This is a genomic window from Herbaspirillum sp. WGmk3 (assembly GCF_023952535.1).
GTDB classification, from domain to species: domain Bacteria; phylum Pseudomonadota; class Gammaproteobacteria; order Burkholderiales; family Burkholderiaceae_D; genus Herbaspirillum; species Herbaspirillum huttiense.
In genome coordinates this window covers 231,747-248,444 of record NZ_JAKYWT010000007.1, presented here as the reverse complement: position 1 = coordinate 248,444, position 16,698 = coordinate 231,747, and the positions used below count along the sequence as shown (strand labels likewise).

Annotated in this window: 19 protein-coding genes; 4 read left to right on the top strand and 15 right to left on the bottom strand. The window is 61.8% G+C overall.

Annotated features, from left to right (window positions below):
- Nucleotides 1-87: 87 nt before the first annotated feature.
- Nucleotides 88-750 (bottom strand): cytochrome c, encoded by a 663-nt coding sequence (locus tag MKD49_RS24005; protein WP_039789612.1) that lies wholly within the window; start codon nt 748-750, stop codon nt 88-90.
- Between the two features lie 204 nt (nt 751-954).
- Here MKD49_RS24005 and yihA point away from each other — a divergent pair, with 204 nt between their 5' ends.
- Both yihA and hemB read left to right on the top strand, forming a co-directional pair.
- Complete coding sequence (gene yihA, locus MKD49_RS24000) at nt 955-1,704, top strand: ribosome biogenesis GTP-binding protein YihA/YsxC (protein ID WP_034340536.1); 750 nt, start codon at nt 955-957, stop codon at nt 1,702-1,704.
- Between the two features lie 291 nt (nt 1,705-1,995).
- Complete coding sequence (gene hemB, locus MKD49_RS23995) at nt 1,996-3,015, top strand: porphobilinogen synthase (RefSeq protein WP_204726240.1); 1,020 nt, start codon at nt 1,996-1,998, stop codon at nt 3,013-3,015.
- A gap of 168 nt (nt 3,016-3,183) precedes the next feature.
- Here the strand turns inward: hemB and MKD49_RS23990 are convergent, their stop codons facing one another.
- From MKD49_RS23990 to MKD49_RS23980, 3 genes are all read right to left on the bottom strand, one after another.
- Nucleotides 3,184-4,395 (bottom strand): ABC transporter substrate-binding protein, encoded by a 1,212-nt coding sequence (locus MKD49_RS23990; RefSeq protein ID WP_252697543.1) that lies wholly within the window; start codon nt 4,393-4,395, stop codon nt 3,184-3,186.
- 117 nt (nt 4,396-4,512) lie between these two features.
- The gene (locus tag MKD49_RS23985) at nt 4,513-6,102 is read right to left on the bottom strand and encodes an aldehyde dehydrogenase (NADP(+)) (RefSeq protein WP_121037732.1); all 1,590 of its coding nucleotides are present in this window, start codon (nt 6,100-6,102) and stop codon (nt 4,513-4,515) included.
- 140 nt (nt 6,103-6,242) lie between these two features.
- On the bottom strand, nt 6,243-7,382 hold the full coding sequence (locus tag MKD49_RS23980) for an iron-containing alcohol dehydrogenase (RefSeq protein WP_252697542.1): 1,140 nt from the start codon (nt 7,380-7,382) through the stop codon (nt 6,243-6,245).
- A gap of 205 nt (nt 7,383-7,587) precedes the next feature.
- On the opposite strand from MKD49_RS23980, the gene MKD49_RS23975 reads away from it, so the two are divergent.
- On the top strand, nt 7,588-8,532 hold the full coding sequence (locus tag MKD49_RS23975; RefSeq protein WP_252697541.1) for a LysR family transcriptional regulator: 945 nt from the start codon (nt 7,588-7,590) through the stop codon (nt 8,530-8,532).
- Between the two features lie 67 nt (nt 8,533-8,599).
- Here the strand turns inward: MKD49_RS23975 and MKD49_RS23970 are convergent, their stop codons facing one another.
- From MKD49_RS23970 to cutA, 3 genes are all read right to left on the bottom strand, one after another.
- Nucleotides 8,600-9,238, bottom strand: a complete 639-nt coding sequence (locus MKD49_RS23970) for a peroxiredoxin (protein WP_006464905.1) — start codon at nt 9,236-9,238, stop codon at nt 8,600-8,602.
- Nucleotides 9,239-9,348: 110 nt separating this feature from the next.
- Nucleotides 9,349-11,139 (bottom strand): protein-disulfide reductase DsbD, encoded by a 1,791-nt coding sequence (gene dsbD / locus MKD49_RS23965; protein WP_252697540.1) that lies wholly within the window; start codon nt 11,137-11,139, stop codon nt 9,349-9,351.
- A gap of 33 nt (nt 11,140-11,172) precedes the next feature.
- Entirely contained in the window at nt 11,173-11,520 is a 348-nt protein-coding gene (gene cutA, locus MKD49_RS23960) for a divalent-cation tolerance protein CutA (RefSeq protein ID WP_121037721.1), read from the bottom strand.
- Between cutA and MKD49_RS26455 the strand changes: the two genes are divergently transcribed.
- Nucleotides 11,519-11,653 (top strand): hypothetical protein, encoded by a 135-nt coding sequence (locus MKD49_RS26455; protein WP_256497793.1) that lies wholly within the window; start codon nt 11,519-11,521, stop codon nt 11,651-11,653. The genes cutA and MKD49_RS26455 overlap by 2 nt on opposite strands.
- A gap of 16 nt (nt 11,654-11,669) precedes the next feature.
- Here the strand turns inward: MKD49_RS26455 and rplQ are convergent, their stop codons facing one another.
- The 8 genes from rplQ to secY form a co-directional block, all read right to left on the bottom strand.
- Nucleotides 11,670-12,065: a 50S ribosomal protein L17 gene (rplQ, locus tag MKD49_RS23955; RefSeq protein WP_008334167.1), complete on the bottom strand. Its 396-nt coding sequence runs from the start codon at nt 12,063-12,065 to the stop codon at nt 11,670-11,672.
- Between the two features lie 187 nt (nt 12,066-12,252).
- Nucleotides 12,253-13,230 (bottom strand): DNA-directed RNA polymerase subunit alpha, encoded by a 978-nt coding sequence (gene rpoA, locus MKD49_RS23950; RefSeq protein ID WP_006464909.1) that lies wholly within the window; start codon nt 13,228-13,230, stop codon nt 12,253-12,255.
- A gap of 106 nt (nt 13,231-13,336) precedes the next feature.
- Complete coding sequence (gene rpsD, locus MKD49_RS23945; RefSeq protein ID WP_008334157.1) at nt 13,337-13,960, bottom strand: 30S ribosomal protein S4; 624 nt, start codon at nt 13,958-13,960, stop codon at nt 13,337-13,339.
- Between the two features lie 162 nt (nt 13,961-14,122).
- Nucleotides 14,123-14,527 (bottom strand): 30S ribosomal protein S11, encoded by a 405-nt coding sequence (gene rpsK, locus MKD49_RS23940; protein WP_006464911.1) that lies wholly within the window; start codon nt 14,525-14,527, stop codon nt 14,123-14,125.
- Between the two features lie 42 nt (nt 14,528-14,569).
- On the bottom strand, nt 14,570-14,935 hold the full coding sequence (gene rpsM, locus MKD49_RS23935; protein WP_006464912.1) for a 30S ribosomal protein S13: 366 nt from the start codon (nt 14,933-14,935) through the stop codon (nt 14,570-14,572).
- A gap of 28 nt (nt 14,936-14,963) precedes the next feature.
- Complete coding sequence (gene rpmJ, locus MKD49_RS23930; RefSeq protein ID WP_013232189.1) at nt 14,964-15,077, bottom strand: 50S ribosomal protein L36; 114 nt, start codon at nt 15,075-15,077, stop codon at nt 14,964-14,966.
- 30 nt (nt 15,078-15,107) lie between these two features.
- Nucleotides 15,108-15,326, bottom strand: a complete 219-nt coding sequence (gene infA / locus MKD49_RS23925; RefSeq protein ID WP_005663428.1) for a translation initiation factor IF-1 — start codon at nt 15,324-15,326, stop codon at nt 15,108-15,110.
- Nucleotides 15,327-15,358: 32 nt separating this feature from the next.
- Nucleotides 15,359-16,690 carry a preprotein translocase subunit SecY gene (secY, locus tag MKD49_RS23920; protein ID WP_013232188.1) on the bottom strand — a complete coding sequence of 444 codons (1,332 nt, stop codon included), beginning with the start codon at nt 16,688-16,690 and terminating at the stop codon, nt 15,359-15,361.
- Nucleotides 16,691-16,698: the final 8 nt, after the last annotated feature.

The following is a 16,698-nucleotide window of genomic DNA, read 5'->3' as shown; positions in this document are numbered from 1 at the left end:
ATTCACCACGACGTGCGTCAAGCTGCATGAAAAAAGGCGGCACGCCGGCCGCCTCTTTCCTGCCCGCGCCGTATGGCGGCAGGCTGATTACTTCAGGCCGGCGATGTAGTCGGCCACGGCCTTGATTTCCTTGTCCGACAGGCGGTCGGCGATGGCGGTCATCTGGGCGCTGTTGGTGCGCGCTCCGCCACGGAAGTTGGTCAGCTGGGCCACCGTGTAATCCTGGTGCTGGCCGGCCAGGCGCGGATACTGGGCCGGGATGCCGGCCCCATTGGGGCTATGGCAGCCGGCGCAGGCCGGCACGTTCTTGGAGGCGATGCCGCCGCGCCAGATGTGCTTGCCCAGCTCAATGGTGTCCTTGTTCTTGGCGGCGCCCGGCTTGGGAGCCTGCGCGGCCAGGTAGGCCGCGACGTTGTGAATGTCTTCATCCGAGAGCGCCTTGGCCAGCGGCGACATCACCGGGTTGTTGCGGTCAGGGGTACGGAAGTTGAGCAGCTGCTTGGCGATGTAGGCCTCGTGCTGGCCGGACAGCTTGGGATTCTGGGTGATGGTCGAATTGCCGGCTGCGCCGTGGCAGGACACGCAGGCCACGATGTTGCGGGCATTGTCGCCATTGGTGTAGAGGGCTTCCCCCTTGGCCGGATCGGCCTTGATCGGGGCTTTCTTGTCATCGGCCGCATGGGCCGCCGAGGACACTGCCAGCACGGCAGCAAGAACGGTATACAACAGTGGGGAAAAGGCACGGTTCATTCGTCACCCTAATACTTATTGTGGAATTGAGAGATTTTGCCCGTTCGGCGGCTGGCTGCCCCCTGCCCAAATGCCTGTTGTTTGACCTGTCTCCAATGGCCGCCATATTTTTTGCTTGCTTGGCGTCAACGAGGCGCTGGGTTTCGGGCCATTGTACAATAGCTTCTCCGCGTTTTTCCCTCCTCTTTCGGATTTCCCCCCACCATGTCGCAACTTTGGCAAGCCCGTTTCTTCACCACCGTCAATCACCTGCGGGACCTGCCCAAGACCAGTGTGCCGGAAATCGCCTTCGCCGGCCGTTCCAACGCCGGCAAATCCAGTGCCATCAACGTGCTGTGCAACCAGAAGCGCCTGGCCTTCGCCTCCAAGACACCGGGACGCACCCAGCACATCAACTATTTCTCGCTGGGCGGCGCCCACGTCGGCCAGCACCGCAATGACGAGGCGCGCCCCGACGAGATCCGCGCCATGCTGGTGGATTTGCCCGGCTATGGCTACGCCGAGGTCTCCGGCTCGGCCAAGCATCACTGGCAAGCCCTGCTGGGTGATTACGTGCGCCAGCGCGAGCAACTGGCGGCGCTGGTGATGATCGTCGATTCGCGCCGTCCCTTCACCGATCTGGATATCCAGATGATCGAATGGTTCGCCCCCACCGGCAAACCCATCCATTGCATCCTGAGCAAGGCCGACAAGCTCAACCGCAACGAATCCACCAATGCCCTGCGCCAGGCCCAGACCTTCCTGCAAAGCTATGTGGATGCGGATGGCCAGCCCTTCCCGTTCACGGCCCAACTGTTCTCGGCGCTGAAGCGCATCGGTCTGGACGAAGCCAACGACAAGATCCTGGAACTGGCCGGCCTGAACCAGCCAGTTGAGACGGCCGAACCGGTGGCCCCGGCTGCGCTGGCAAATGAAGGTGTTGGCAGCGCCGACACCAACACGCCGCAAGCCTGATCGCCGACAAGGCAAGATCTTTCCAGACGGAGTACAACGCATGAATAAAAAAACCCCGGAGAACAGGGAAATTCTCCGGGGAAGAACGCCTTTCGCTTGCGCGATCAGCCCCGCTCAGGGAGGGAAGGGGAAGCGGGAGGTGAAAAAATCACCTGCCGCCAAGATAATGCAAGTCGCGGAAATTGGAGCAGATCTGTAATCAAAGGAATCAAATCTCCGAAGATAGCGATATTTGCCTCGAAATAATTCCAAGATAGCCTCAAATAACATCTAATTTTTGAAAGCTGACCTATGTCCTTGACCGATTTCAGTTCCAACGCCGGCTACCCTGCCCTGCGCATGCGCCGCATGCGCCGCGATGCCTTTTCTCGCGCCCTGATGGCCGAAAACGTGATCACCAGCGCCGACCTGATCTACCCCGTGTTCGTGCAGGAGGGCCAGAATCTGCGCACGCCCGTGGCCTCGCTGCCGGGCGTGGAGCGCCTGTCGCTGGACACGCTGCTGCCGGTGGCCGAGGAATGCGTGAAGCTGGGCGTGCCGGTGCTGGCGCTGTTCCCGGTGATCGATCCGGCCCTGAAGACGCCCGACGGCATCGAAGCCACCAACCCCGACGGCCTGGTGCCGCGCGTGGTGCGCGCCCTGAAGGACCGCTTCCCCGAACTGGGCGTGCTGTGCGACGTGGCGCTCGACCCCTACACCAGCCACGGCCAGGATGGCGTGCTGGACGAAACCGGCTACATCCTCAACGATGAAACCATCGCGCTGCTGGTCAAGCAGGCGCAAACCCAGGCCGATGCCGGCGTGGACGTGGTGGCCCCCTCGGACATGATGGACGGCCGCATCGCCGCCATCCGCGCCATGCTGGAAACCCAAGGCCACATCTACACCCGCATCATGGCCTACTCGGCCAAATACGCCTCGGCCTTCTACGGCCCCTTCCGCGACGCCGTGGGCTCGGCCGCCAACCTGGGCAAGGGCAGCAAGGCCACCTACCAGATGGATCCGGCCAACAGCGACGAAGCCCTGCGCGAAGTGGCGCTGGACCTGCAGGAAGGTGCCGACATGGTCATGGTCAAGCCCGGCATGCCCTACCTGGACATCGTGCGCCGCGTAAAGGATGAATTCCGCGTGCCCACCTTCGCCTACCAGGTCAGCGGCGAATACGCCATGATCAAGGCCGCCGCCCAGAACGGCTGGCTGGACCACGACAAGACCATGATGGAAGCCATGATGGCCTTCAAGCGCGCCGGCGCCGATGGCGTGCTGACCTACTTCGCGCTGGACATCGCGCGCAAGCTCAAGCAGGGCTGATCGGCCCATCGGCAGATCAGACAGATCAGGCAAGTGAAAAAAAACGCACCCCGGTCACCCGGGATGCGTTGAACATGGTCCGATCCACATCAGACTTCTTGCTCAAAACCTGGCGGGCGGCGGCTTCACCAGCGCCACCCGGCTTGATGCTTCATGGCGCCGGTGCGCTCACTTCCACAGTGCGCACTTGGATTCCGCCTTGGTCATGTAGGCTTGCTCGCCGGGGATGGTCTGCACCAGCTTGTAGTAATCCCATGGGCGCTTGGATTCGGAAGGTTTCTTCACCTCCATCAGGTACATGTCATGCACCATGCGGCCGTCCGGGCGCACCACGCCATTGCTGGTGAAGAAATCCTTGATGCGGTTCTTGCGCAGGTAGTCCATGACCTGGTCGGCATCGGTACTGCCCACGGCCTTGACCGCCTTGAGGTACTGGCCCACGGCCGAAGCGTCACCGGCCTGGAACATGGACGGCATCTTCTTCATCTTCAGGAAGTAGCGATTGGCCCAGGCACGGCTCTCGTCGTTGAGGTCCCAATACCAGCCATCGGTGAGGTACATCCCTTGCGTCATCTGCAGACCGAGCGAATGGGTATCGTTGATGAAGATCAGCAGGCCGGCCAGCTTCATGGTCTTGTTCACGCCGAATTCATTGGCAGCCTTGATGGCATTGATGACGTCGCCCCCGGCCACGGCCAGCCCCAGGATCTGCGCCTTGGAGGACTGCGCCTGCAACAGGAAGGACGAGAAGTCCGACGTCGCCAGCGGCACGCGGGTCGCGCCGACGACGTTGCCGCCATTGCTCTTGACGACCTCGCTGGTGTCCTTCTCCAGCGAAGTACCGAAGGCATAGTCCGCCGTCAGGAAATACCAGGACTTGCCGCCCTGGCGCGTGATGGCCGCGCCAGTACCGCGCGCCAGGGCCGTGGTGTCATAGGCGTACTGGACGGTGTAGGCATTGCACTCCTCATTGGTCTGGCGGGTGGTGCCGGCACCGACCGAGATGAAGACCTTCTTCTTCTCGCCCGCCACCTTGCCCATGGCCAGGCTGGCAGCCGAGTTCACGCCGCCGACCAGCATGTCCACGCCATCGCGGTCGAACCATTCGCGGGCCTTGTTGGCGGCGATGTCGGCCTTGTTCTGGTGGTCGGCAAAGACCAGCTCCACCTTCTTGCCATTGATGGTGCCGCCGGCATCGGCAATGGCCATGCGGATGGCTTCGACGCCGCCCTGGCCGTCGAAGTCGGCATAGGTGCCGGACATGTCGGTGATGAAGCCGATCTTGATGGTGTCGCCCGCCGCCTGGGCGGATGGCAGGGTGGCTGCGCCCAGCAGGGCACAGGCGGCCGACAGCGCGGCGCGCCGGATGAATGCGGTCATGGGGTCTCCTCCTTTGGGGTCCTGGAATGTGATTCTTGTTGCGACCCCGCAATCGAGTGCGGGGAAGGTCTTGCGGGACCGGCAGTGCCTCGCCGGTCCGATCCTGCGTGTGGATGATCAGCCGACGGTAGCGCGCGTCTGTTCGCCATCGACCAGGCGCAGCAGGCCCAGCGGGTTGGCGTTCTGCAGCGCGGCCGGCAGCATCGCGTCCGGATAGTTCTGGTAGCACACCGGGCGCAGGAAGCGCTCGATGGCCAGCGTGCCCACCGAAGTGCCGCGGGCATCCGAGGTGGCCGGATAGGGACCGCCGTGGACCATCGCATCGCACACCTCGACGCCGGTCGGGAAGCCATTCAACAGCAAGCGGCCGGCCTTCTGCTCAAGGATCGCGATGAGGTCCTGGTTGCCTTGCAGGTCACCGATTTCGGCTTGCAGGGTGGCGGTCAGCTGGCCATTCATCTTGGCGGCGAAGTCCAGCAGTTGCTCACGGCTTTCCAGCTCGACGATCACGGTGGCGGGGCCGAAGACTTCTTCTTCCAGCGGCGCTTCCTTGGAGAACAGCAGGGCAGCGTCGGCCTTGAACAGGTGCGGCACGGCCTGGGTATAGCTGGTGCCGCCGGTGGCGATGACCTTCACGCCCGGCAGCTGGGTCAGGCGCGCTACGCCGCCGTTGTAATGGGTCAGGCCGCCGCTGTTGAGCATGGTGGCCGGGTTGGTGCCACCGAAGGCGGCCGACAGCTTCTCGATGAAGGCGGTCAGTTCCGGCGAACGCACGCCCAGCAGCAGGCCGGGACTGGTGCACAGCTGGCCCACGCCGACCGTGACGGAACCGGCCAGGTCCTTGGCGATGGCGTCACCGCGCAGCTTCAGGGCTTCAGACATCAGGATGATGGGGTTGATGCTGGACATCTCGGCAAACACCGGGATCGGCTGCGGACGGGCGGCGGCCATGTCGCACAGGGCGCGGCCACCGCGCAGCGAGCCGGTGAAGCCGACGGCCTGGATGCCGGCGCTCTTGACCAGTTGGGCACCGACGCGGTCGCCGTAGATCATGTTGAAGGTACCGGCCGGCATGCCGGTCTTCTTGACGGCGCGCTCGATGGCGTTGGCCACCAGTTCGGAAGTGACCAGGTGGCCGCTGTGGGCCTTGAACACTACCGGGCAGCCGGCAGCCAGGGCGGCAGCGGTATCGCCACCGGCCACCGAGAAGGCCAGCGGGAAGTTGCTGGCACCGAACACGGCCACCGGACCCACGCCGATCTTGTACTGGCGGATGTCCGGGCGCGGCAGCGGCTGGCGTTGCGGCAGGGCGGTATCGATGCGGGCACCGTAGAAGTCGCCGCGGCGCAGGACCTTGGCGAACAGGCGCATCTGGCCGCTGGTGCGGGCGCGCTCGCCGGCCAGGCGCGGGGTGGCCGGCAGGGCGGTTTCACGGGCCACGGCGGCCAGGAAGTCGTCGCCCAGGGCATCGATCTCGTCGGCGATGGCTTCCAGGAACAGCGCGCGCTGTTCAGCCGGAACGGCGCGGTACAGCGGATAGGCTTTCTCGGCCGCATCCACGGCGGCGGCGACTTCGTGCTCGGTGGCAGTCAGGAAAGGGGTTTCGAAGAGGGCACCGGTGGCCGCGTCCACGCTGTGCAGGGCGACGTCGCCCTGGCCGCTGCGCTGGCCGCCGATGTAGTTGTGTCCTAGGATCTTGTCGCTCACGTTGTGCTCCTGCTGGTGTCGTTGATGCCGCCCGGGGCCGGGTCAGGCAAGAAAGCTGCGCCCGCGCGAGGCAGGAGCAGCTGAGGGGGAAATGCGCAGCAGGCCCTTGGTGGCCTGCCCGCGCTGTTCATTGTCGGCCATCACATGGATTGCTGCAGCATGTTCAGGTAATCCTGTTCCGAGGCTTCGCGCGGATTGGTCTTGTGGCTGTGGTCGGCCAGGGCACCCTTGATGATCTGCGGGAACAGGGATTCGCTCACGCCCAGCTCGCGCAGCCCGGCCGGCAAGCCAAGGCGGCGGCTCATGTCGCGGATGGCCGGGCCGATCCCGGTACCGCTGGCCAAGCCCATGGCGTGGGCCATGCGCGCCATCTTGTTGTCCTTGACCATGCTGGGCGCGCTTTCGTTGAAGGCGATGATGGCCGGCAGGAAGATCGCGTTCAGGGTCCCATGGTGCAGCTTGGGATTGATGCCGCCCAGCGAGTGCGACAGGCTGTGCACGCAACCCAGCCCCTTCTGGAAGGCCATGGCGCCCTGCATGGAGGCGCTCATCATGTTCAGCCGCGCTTCGCGGTCACCCGGTTCGCGCGTGGCGCGTTCGATGTGCGCCCAGGCGCGCCACAGGCCGTCCAGCGCGATGCCGTCGGCAGGCGGGTTGAAGGCCGGAGCCATGAAGGTTTCCAGGCAGTGCGCGATGGCATCCATGCCGGTGGCAGCGGTCATCAGCGGCGGCAGGCCCAGGGTCAGTTCGGGGTCGCAGAGGGCCAGCCTGGGCACCAGGTGCGGCGAGATGATGCCGACCTTGCGTCCATCGTCGAGGATCAGGATGGCGCCCCGGCCGACTTCGCTGCCGGTGCCGGCGGTGGTCGGGATGGCGATCACCGGGGCGGTCTTGGCCGTGATGTTGGCCAGGCCGCCTTCGATGAGCGCAAAGGATTTCAGCGGGCCTTCGTGGGTGCCGCAGACGGCCACGCCCTTGGCCAGGTCGATGGAGGAACCGCCGCCAACAGCCACGATGCCATCGCAGCCATGCTCGCGGAACAATGCCACGGCGGCGCGCACGGCACCCTCATTGGGGTTGGGCGGGGTCTGGTCATAGACCACGGTGGCGGCACCGTCCTTCAACTGGCCCAGGACCTTGTCCAGCAAGCCGGCGTTGCGGATGCCCGGGTCGGTCACCAGCAGCGGCTTCTTGATGCCCAGGCGGTCGCATTCCTGCTGCAGCAGCGCCAGCGCGCCGTAGTCGAACTGGACCTGGGTAATGTAGTTGATGAGTGCCATTACATAGCCTTGATTTATAGATGTCTCCACCGGGTCCGCCATCGGCGGGCTTGCTCCGAAACCCTGCAGAAGCCAGCGCTCCCCAATGGGAGTCCCGCTTTGGAAAGCCAGACTCTAAGCCATCAAGGGGCACTTGGCTAATGAGAGCTGTTGATATGGGTATAACCAGCACTCATACTAGCGACTTCTTTGGGGAGGATTTTCCATGCACACCACCTTGCCCTCGCTGGCCTCCATCACTTCGCGCCTGCACCTGCGGCAGTTGCGGCTGCTCATCGCACTGTCCGACCATGGTTCCCTGCTCAAGGCGGCCGAGCAGGTGGCGCTGACCCAGCCGGGGGCGAGCAAGGCCTTGCAGGAAATCGAAAGCACGCTCGGTGCGCAATTGTTCACCCGTACCAATCGCGGCCTCGAGGCCACCGAGCTGGGCCATTGCGTGATCCGCTATGCGCGGCTGATCCAGACCGACCTGACCCACCTGCGTGAAGAAATGTTATCCATCATGCAAGGCCATGGTGGACGGCTGGCGGTGGGCACCATCATGGGCGCGGTGCCGCTCTTGACCGATGCGCTCACGCAATTGCTGGAGGCGCATCCGACCCTGTCCGTGGAGATCGTGGAAGACACCAGCGCCCGCCTGCTGCGCCTGCTGGACCAGGGGCGGCTGGACCTGGCGATCTGCCGCACCAGCATCAGCCAGCGCCCGGACCTGTATGACGCGTTCAACATCCACGAGGAAGAGCTGGCCGTGGTGGCCAGCGTGCAGCATCCGCTGGCTGAAGCGAGCAGCCTGCAACTGGTGGACCTGGCCGATTCGCGCTGGGTGGTCTATTCGGCCAACATGCCGATGCGGCTGACGCTGGAGCGCGAATTCCACGATGCCGACCTGCGCTTCCCGCTGCACCTGATGGAAACCACCTCGGCCTTCACCACCTTGTCGCTGCTGCAGAAGAATCCGCACTTCGTGGCGCTGCTGTCGGTGGATGTGGCGCAGTTCTGCACGCGCTTCGGCATGACGCGCATCCTGCCGCTGAAGCTGCATACGCGCAGCGAGCCCTATCAGCTGGTGACGCGGCGCGGTACGCTCCTGTCGCCGGTGGCGCGGCTGTTCGTGGATGGATTTGCACGCGGGGTGGCATCAGCCGCCTGAGCAGGGGCCAAACAAAAAGCGCTCCCGGAGGAGCGCTTTCGCTTTATTGACGCGGCGAACGCAGCAATTACTTGTTCGGCTGCGGCGTAATGCGCAGGTACGGACGCGGCGACTTGTAGCCCTTCGGATATTTCTGCTTGATGACTTCCTCATCCTTGACCGACAACGGGATGATGACGTCGTCGCCATCCTTCCAGTTGCCCGGGGTGGCCACGGTGTAACCGTCGGTCAGTTGCAGCGCATCGATGACGCGCAGCACCTCGTCGAAGTTGCGGCCGGTGCTCATCGGGTAGGTGATGATGAGGCGCACCTTCTTCTTCGGGTCAATCACGAAGAGCGAACGCACGGTCGCCGTTTCGGACTGGTTCGGATGGATCATGTCGTACAGGCCCGCGACCTTCTTGTCGACGTCGGCCACGATGGGGAAGCCGACCACGGTCTGCTGGGTTTCCTCGATGTCCTTGATCCACTGGTTGTGGGCCTCGGCACCATCCACCGACAGCGCGATGGCCTTGACGTTGCGCTTGTCGAATTCGGGCTTGAGCTTGGCCGTCAGCCCCAGCTCGGTGGTGCAGACCGGCGTGAAGTCGGCCGGGTGCGAGAACAGCACGACCCAGGAGTCACCCGCCCAGTCGTGGAATTTGATCTTGCCGATCGAGGATTCTTGCTCGAAATCCGGTGCGGTATCGCCCAGGCGCAGCGTCATGGTGGTCTCCTTGGTGGACAGAATGAAAACAGAAGGCTGACTATAACGCGAGGCCAGCCTCAGGCCAACGACTATAAAGTGCTTTTCAAATTACCTTGCGACATGTGGAACTACAGATTTTGCAGCGTAGAGATGAACCTGTCGGCATCCTGATAACCGATCACGCGGCGCTGTGCCAGTTCCCGGCCATCGGCATCGAAAAACATGATGCCGGGCGGACCGAAGAGATTGAAGCGCTTCAGCATGGCGCGGTCGTCGGCATTGTTGGCGGTCACGTCGATCTGCAGCAGCAGCATCTGGCCGAAACGTTCCTTCACACGCGCATCGGTGAAGGTGAAGCGTTCCATTTCCTTGCAGGAAACGCACCAGTCGGCATAGAAATCCAGCATGACCGGGTGGCGCTCGCCAGCGGCGTTTTCCTTCAGCGCCGCATCCAGTTCGGCGCTGGAGCGGATGCGCACGAAGTCGGTGGCCTGCGCGGCGGCTGACTGGCCGCGCAGATGCGAGAGCGGCGCTAGCGGATCTCGCCCGCCGGTGGCCACGCTGACCAGTTGCAGCAAGCCCAGCGTGACCACCACCAGGCCGAGCGCCCGGGACATCCATCCAGCCGGACGTGTCCACAGGAGGAAAGCGCCATAGCCGACCCCCAGCGCCGCCCAGCCAGCCACCTGCAACCATGAAGGGATCACCGGCGACACCATCCACAAGGCCGTGCCCAGCATCAACACGCCAAAGAAGCGTTTGACCGCATCCATCCAGGCCCCGGCACGCGGCAGCAGGGCACCGGCGGACGCGCCGACCAGCAGCAGTGGCACGCTCATGCCCAGTGCCATGGAAAACAGGGCACTGCCCCCCAGCACCACATTGCCGGTCTGGCTGATGTACAGCAAGGCCCCGGCCAGGGGCGCTGCCACGCAGGGACCAACGATCAGCGCCGAAATCGCGCCCATCAGGAAGACACCGACCCATTTGCCACTGCCTCCACCGGAGGCTGTGGATAATCTGGATTGCATCGAGGCGGGGACTTGCAGAGTGTAGAGGTCGAACATCGACAATGCGAGGCCGGCCATCAGCAAGGCAAACGCGCCCAGCACCCAAGGGTTCTGCAGATAAGCAGACAAGCCCTCTCCCAGCATCCCGGCGGCTACGCCCAATGCCGTGTAGACCAGGGCCATGCCCAGCGAATAATCCACCGAAAGCAGGAAGCTGCGCCCGCGTCCACCGCCGGCGCCCGGCTGCTGTCCGACGATGATGGAGGACAGGATGGGCAGCATCGGCAACACGCAGGGCGTAAAGGACAATCCTATGCCCAGCAGGAAGAACAGCGAGAGGATGCTCCACAGCTTGCCGCCCTTGAGCACGGCGGCAATACCATCGATATCGCTGCCGCCCGTGCTGGGCGCATCCGCATTGACACCCGCCGGAGTGACGTTCTTGCCAATATCCTGGGCCGACATCGCCAGCTTCAAGGTCATCGGTGGATAACACAAGCCCTTGTCGGCACAGCCTTGCGATACTGCCGAAATGACAAAATCCTTCACTGCGCCGCTGACCGGAATCCGGGCAGTCACCGACTGATGGTAGGTTTCAACTTCCTTTTGGAAGTTTTCGTCATACTTGCGTTTACCCGCCGGGAATTGCGGCTCGCCCAGCGTCGCGCCTTCGGCGCTGAAGTGGAAGCGGTCGCGATACATGTAGTAGCCATCTGCAATCCGATAGCTCAGCTCCAGCGTCTGGGCGTCGACCATGCGTCCGTTGAGCTGGAAGGCCTGTTCGGGCGGCAGGTAATCCTCAGCCGCCTTGGCAGCCTTGGCCACCAGCAGGCCGAGCAGGGCCAGCAGCGCCAATACGATCAGCAGGGGATATCTTGTCAGGCGCGTGCGCCGGTTGATGCGGTTCAACGGTGTTCCTCGTTCGATGGGAATGCTCTGAGCTTATACGCGCAGAGGACGTGCGGTCTCATCCTGCATCCACGCCAGATAAGCCGGCAGACCCGCCGTGATGGGCAAGGCGATGATCTCGGGCACGTCGTAGGGATGGGCGTGGACAATGGCCTGCTGCAGTTCCTGGTAGCGGCCCTGGGTGGTCTTGATCAGCAAGGGGATCTCGCTATCGCGCTGGACCTTGCCCTGCCAGCGATAGACCGACTGCACAGGCGACAGAATGTTGACGCAGGCGGCCAGACCTTGTTCCACGAGGGTATTGGACAAGCGTTCAGCCAAGGCCTGGTCGGGCAGGTTGGCCAGTACCAGCAAAGGCTGGTTCAACAGGGATGCGGACATGAAAGGACTCCTTGCAGAGTCCGTATTCAACCACATCCGGAGGCCAGGCGTGACGGCGCACATCAGCCGGATGAAAGAAAATGCAGCCGCGCAAAACAAAAAAGCCAGGCAGAGCCTGGCATTTTCTTTGTGAAGCAACGTCCGGTGAATTATTCAGCGGTCGGTGCGTCAGCAGCGTCGGTGACTTCCGGACGATCGACCAGCTCAACGAAGGCCATCGGTGCGTTGTCGCCTTGGCGGAAGCCCATCTTCAGGATGCGCAGGTAGCCGCCGTTACGGGCAGCGTAGCGCGGGCCCAGTTCGGAGAACAGCTTGCCGACGATTTCGCGATCGCGCAGGCGGTTGAAGGCCAGGCGCTTGTTGGCCAGGGTGTCGGTCTTGCCCAGGGTCAGGATCGGCTCGACGACGCGGCGCAGTTCCTTGGCCTTCGGCAGGGTGGTCTTGATGGCTTCATGACGCAGCAGCGAGACAGTCATGTTGCGCAGCATGGCCAGACGGTGGGACGAAGTACGATTCAGTTTGCGGAGACCGTGACGGTGACGCATGGTAATTTCCTTTCAGGTTACAGTTTTGATCCAGTTCTTCTATCGGCAGGCCAGCTGGGCTGTCCTGACCGCGGACCGGTAAATATCGGATAAAAGTTCTTTGCTACGGATACGACGAATACTTCAGGTACTGCTTCCTATCAGCCTGGCGGTGCGGCTCGCACCGCAGCCCGCCAGGTGACGTGAATTACTTTTCCAGACCAGCCGGCGGCCAGTTTTCCAGCTTCATGCCCAGGGTCAGGCCACGCGAAGCCAGGACTTCCTTGATTTCGTTCAGCGACTTGCGACCCAGGTTCGGGGTCTTCAGCAGTTCGTTTTCGCTGCGCTGGATCAGGTCGCCGATGTAGTAGATGTTCTCGGCCTTCAGGCAGTTTGCCGAACGGACGGTCAGTTCCAGGTCGTCGACCGGACGCAGCAGGATAGGATCGACCTGCGGTGCGCGCGACGGTGCTTCTGCAGTCGCTTCGGTGCCTTCCAGGGCAGCGAACACGTTCAGTTGATCAACCAGCACGCGCGCCGATTGGCGGATCGCTTCTTCCGGGGTGATGACGCCGTTGGTCTCGATGTTCATGACCAGCTTGTCCAGGTCGGTACGCTGTTCCACACGAGCGGATTCGACGGCGTAAGACACGCGGCGAACCGGCGAGAACGACGCATCCAGAATGATGCGGCCAATGGTCTTGTTGGTGTCTTCGGACAGGCGACGAACGTTGCCCGGCACGTAGCCACGGCCTTTCTCGACCTTGATCTGCATGTCCAGCTTGCCGCCACCGGTCAGGTTGGCGATGACGTGATCCGGGTTGATCAGTTCGACGTCGTGCGGCAGATCGATATCGGAAGCCAGGACAGCGCCTTCGCCTTCCTTCTTCAGGGTCAGGGTGACTTCGTCACGGTTGTGCAGCTTGAAGACCACGCCCTTCAGGTTCAGCAGAATGTCGACCACGTCTTCCTGCACACCGTCCAGCGAGGAGTACTCGTGCACGACGCCAGCGATGGTGACTTCGGTGGGAGCGTAACCGCTCATGGTCGACAGCAGGACGCGACGCAGCGCGTTGCCCAGGGTGTGACCGTAACCACGCTCGAACGGCTCCATCACGACCTTTGCGTGACCGGGGGCCAGGGTTTCCACTTCGATGATGCGGGGCTTCAACAAACTGTTTTGCATGAATTGTCCTTTTCAATACCCTCGGCTCGTTACACCGATAAGGCTGATGGCAGTTCGGAAAAATGCCCACCATGAGGTGGGCACAGGGGTACGGCGGTACTACGAATTAACGCGAGTACAGTTCGACGATCAGCGATTCGTTGACGTCGGCAGCGATTTCGCTACGGTCCGGCGAGGACTTGAAGGTGCCTTCCAGCTTCTTCGAATCCACGGAAACCCACTGCGGGAAACCGTTCGACTCGGCCAGCGACAGGGCTTCGGCGATACGCACTTGCTTCTTGGCCTTTTCACGGATGGCGATGACGTCGCCAGCCTTGACGGAGTACGAAGCGATGTTCACGACTTGACCGTTCACGGTCAGGGCCTTGTGGGACACCAGCTGACGCGCTTCAGCGCGGGTCGAGCCGAAGCCCATGCGGTAGACGACGTTGTCCAGGCGCGATTCCAGCAGCTTCAGCAGGGTTTCGCCGGTGTTGCCCTTGCGGCGGTCGGCTTCAGCGAAGTAGCGGCGGAACTGACGCTCGAGGACGCCGTACATGCGCTTGACCTTCTGCTTTTCACGCAGCTGGTTGCCGTAGTCGGAGGTGCGGGCGCCCGAAGTGCGGCCGTGCTGACCCGGCTTGGAATCCAGCTTGCACTTGGAATCCAGCGAGCGGCGTGCGCTCTTCAGGAACAGGTCGGTGCCTTCGCGGCGGGAGAGTTTTGCTTTCGGTCCGATATAACGTGCCACGGTATTTCCTTTATCAATGACGTCCCATGTTGCCGGACGCTAGTCTGACCTGCATGCGGCCAGACAGTGGTCTTAAGAACAAAACCCGCCAAGGTGATTGGCGGGTGATTTGCCTGCGCTTTTGCCTGACGAACAGGCGAAAGCGCAAGATTATACTACAACTTAGATGCGACGGCGCTTCGGCGGACGGCAGCCGTTGTGCGGGACCGGAGTCACGTCCTGGATCTGGGTGATCTTGATGCCCAGGTTGTTCAGAGCGCGCACTGCGGATTCACGGCCCGGGCCGGGGCCCTTGATACGCACTTCCAGGTTCTTGATGCCGCATTCGATGGCAACCTTGCCGGCGCTTTCAGCGGCGACCTGGGCTGCGAACGGAGTCGACTTGCGCGAACCCTTGAAGCCAGCACCACCCGAAGTTGCCCACGACAGAGCGTTGCCCTGACGGTCGGTGATCGTGATGATGGTGTTGTTGAACGAAGCGTGAACGTGCGCGATGCCTTCAGCAACGTTCTTCTTGACTTTCTTACGAACACGCGATGCTGCTGCGTTGTTGGGGGACTTTGCCATAATTTCTTCCTTGAATCCGACCAGTGCTTGCGCCTGCCGGGATTATTTCTTCAGCGATTGAGCGGCCTTGCGCGGACCCTTGCGAGTACGGGCGTTGGTGCGGGTACGTTGACCGCGAACCGGCAGACCACGACGGTGACGCAGGCCGCGGTAGCAACCCAGGTCCATCAAACGCTTGATGTTCATGGACAACTCACGGCGCAGATCGCCTTCCACGACGAACTTGGCGATTTCGTCACGCAGCTTTTCCAGCTCGTTATCGTCCAGGTCCTTGACCTTCTTGTTGGTCGGAACGCCGGTAGCAGCGCAAATGTCTTGTGCGCGCGGACGGCCAATACCATAGATGGCGGTCAGGCCGATTACGGTGTGCTGATGGTTGGGGATGTTGACCCCTGCAATACGTGCCATTCGTTATTCCTCGATCAATAACGTTAAGTTAACCCTGGCGCTGCTTATGGCGAGGTTCGGTGCAGATCACACGAACGATACCATTGCGCTTGATGATTTTGCAGTTGCGGCAGATCCGCTTGACTGATGCGAGCACTTTCATTGTGGCCCTCTTTCTTTCAATGTTTCACTGTTACTTGGTTCGGAACACGATACGTGCCCGGCTCAAATCGTAAGGCGTCAGTTCCACCGTTACCTTATCGCCGGGCAGGATACGGATGTAATTCATGCGCATCTTGCCGGAAATATGGCCGAGTACAACGTGACCGTTTTCCAACTTAACCCTGAATGTCGCGTTGGGCAGATTTTCAAGAATCTCGCCCTGCATCTGAATAACGTCGTCTTTTGCCATTCCGTGTCTTCTTCCTTGGAGCATGAGCCCGCTTATCGCGGTGTCATGCCACCCTTGAAATTAGCTTTGCGGAGCAACGATTCATACTGCTGAGACATCACATAGTTCTGCACTTGGGCCATGAAATCCATCGTCACGACCACAATGATCAGCAGCGATGTGCCACCGAAGTAGAACGGTACCTTCCAGCGTGCGATCAGGAACTCTGGCAGCAGGCACACCAAGGTGATGTACACGGCGCCGGCCAAGGTCAGGCGCATCAGGATCTTGTCGATATAACGCGCTGTCTGGTCACCCGGACGGATACCCGGAACAAAAGCACCACTCTTCTTCAGGTTGTCTGCCGTTTCCTTGCTGTTGAACACCAGTGCGGTGTAGAAGAAGCAGAAGAAGACGATAGCCACCGCATACAGCAAGGCATGGATCGGTTCGCCTGGTGCCATCGATGCCGCCAGATCCTTCAGGAAACGAATGAAGGGATTCGACGTATCACCGGAGGTGAACCAGCTGGTGATCGTGGCCGGGAACAGAATGATCGACGATGCAAAGATCGGCGGAATCACGCCAGCCATGTTCAGCTTCAGCGGCAAGTGGCTGCTCTGGCCACCGTAGATCTTGTTGCCGACCTGACGCTTCGCATAGTTCACCAGGATCTTGCGCTGGCCACGTTCGATGAAGACCACCAGGAACGTCACCAGAGCCACGATCACACAGATCAGGATTGCCGACAGGGCGTTCATCGAACCGGTACGGACCAGCTCGAACAAGCCACCCAGAGCATTCGGCAGACCTGCCGCAATACCGGCGAAGATGATGATCGAGATGCCATTGCCCAGACCACGTTCAGTGATCTGTTCACCCAGCCACATCAGGAACATCGTACCGGTAATCAAGGTCACCACCGTGGTCAGACGGAAGGCCAGACCCGGATCCAGCACCAGGCCGGCTTGCGATTCCAGCGCCACCGCGATGCCCAGCGCCTGGAAGGTCGCCAGCACCAGGGTGCCGTAACGAGTGTACTGCGTGATCTTGCGACGACCGGCTTCACCCTCTTTCTTCAATGCTTCCAGCTGCGGCGAAACCACCGACAGCAGCTGCATGATGATCGATGCCGAGATATACGGCATGATCCCCAGTGCGAAGATCGTAAAGCGCGACAGGGCACCACCGGAGAACATGTTGAACATGCCCAGAATGCCGCCCTGATTCTGCTTGAACAGCTGCGCCAACTGCGTCGGATCAATACCCGGAACCGGGATATGTGCACCGATGCGATAAACGATCAACGCCCCCAGCAGGAACCACAAACGACCCCAGGGGAATCCTTTTGCGGCACCTTTTGCTAATTGAGGAGTAGTTGCCAATTAATGCT

Coding starts and splice junctions, on each gene's coding strand:
- hemB (WP_204726240.1), top strand. CDS start 1,996: ATGTCCTTGACCGATTTCAGTTCCAACGCCGGCTACCCTGCCCTGCGC.
- MKD49_RS23990 (WP_252697543.1), bottom strand. CDS start 4,395: ATGACCGCATTCATCCGGCGCGCCGCGCTGTCGGCCGCCTGTGCCCTG.
- rplQ (WP_008334167.1), bottom strand. CDS start 12,065: ATGCGTCACCGTCACGGTCTCCGCAAACTGAATCGTACTTCGTCCCAC.
- MKD49_RS26455 (WP_256497793.1), top strand. CDS start 11,519: ATGAAAGGACTCCTTGCAGAGTCCGTATTCAACCACATCCGGAGGCCA.
- MKD49_RS23980 (WP_252697542.1), bottom strand. CDS start 7,382: ATGGCACTCATCAACTACATTACCCAGGTCCAGTTCGACTACGGCGCG.
- cutA (WP_121037721.1), bottom strand. CDS start 11,520: ATGTCCGCATCCCTGTTGAACCAGCCTTTGCTGGTACTGGCCAACCTG.
- rpsM (WP_006464912.1), bottom strand. CDS start 14,935: ATGGCACGTATTGCAGGGGTCAACATCCCCAACCATCAGCACACCGTA.
- MKD49_RS23970 (WP_006464905.1), bottom strand. CDS start 9,238: ATGACGCTGCGCCTGGGCGATACCGCACCGGATTTCGAGCAAGAATCC.
- rpsK (WP_006464911.1), bottom strand. CDS start 14,527: ATGGCAAAGTCCCCCAACAACGCAGCAGCATCGCGTGTTCGTAAGAAA.
- yihA (WP_034340536.1), top strand. CDS start 955: ATGTCGCAACTTTGGCAAGCCCGTTTCTTCACCACCGTCAATCACCTG.
- rpmJ (WP_013232189.1), bottom strand. CDS start 15,077: ATGAAAGTGCTCGCATCAGTCAAGCGGATCTGCCGCAACTGCAAAATC.
- MKD49_RS24005 (WP_039789612.1), bottom strand. CDS start 750: ATGAACCGTGCCTTTTCCCCACTGTTGTATACCGTTCTTGCTGCCGTG.
- rpoA (WP_006464909.1), bottom strand. CDS start 13,230: ATGCAAAACAGTTTGTTGAAGCCCCGCATCATCGAAGTGGAAACCCTG.
- MKD49_RS23975 (WP_252697541.1), top strand. CDS start 7,588: ATGCACACCACCTTGCCCTCGCTGGCCTCCATCACTTCGCGCCTGCAC.
- infA (WP_005663428.1), bottom strand. CDS start 15,326: ATGGCAAAAGACGACGTTATTCAGATGCAGGGCGAGATTCTTGAAAAT.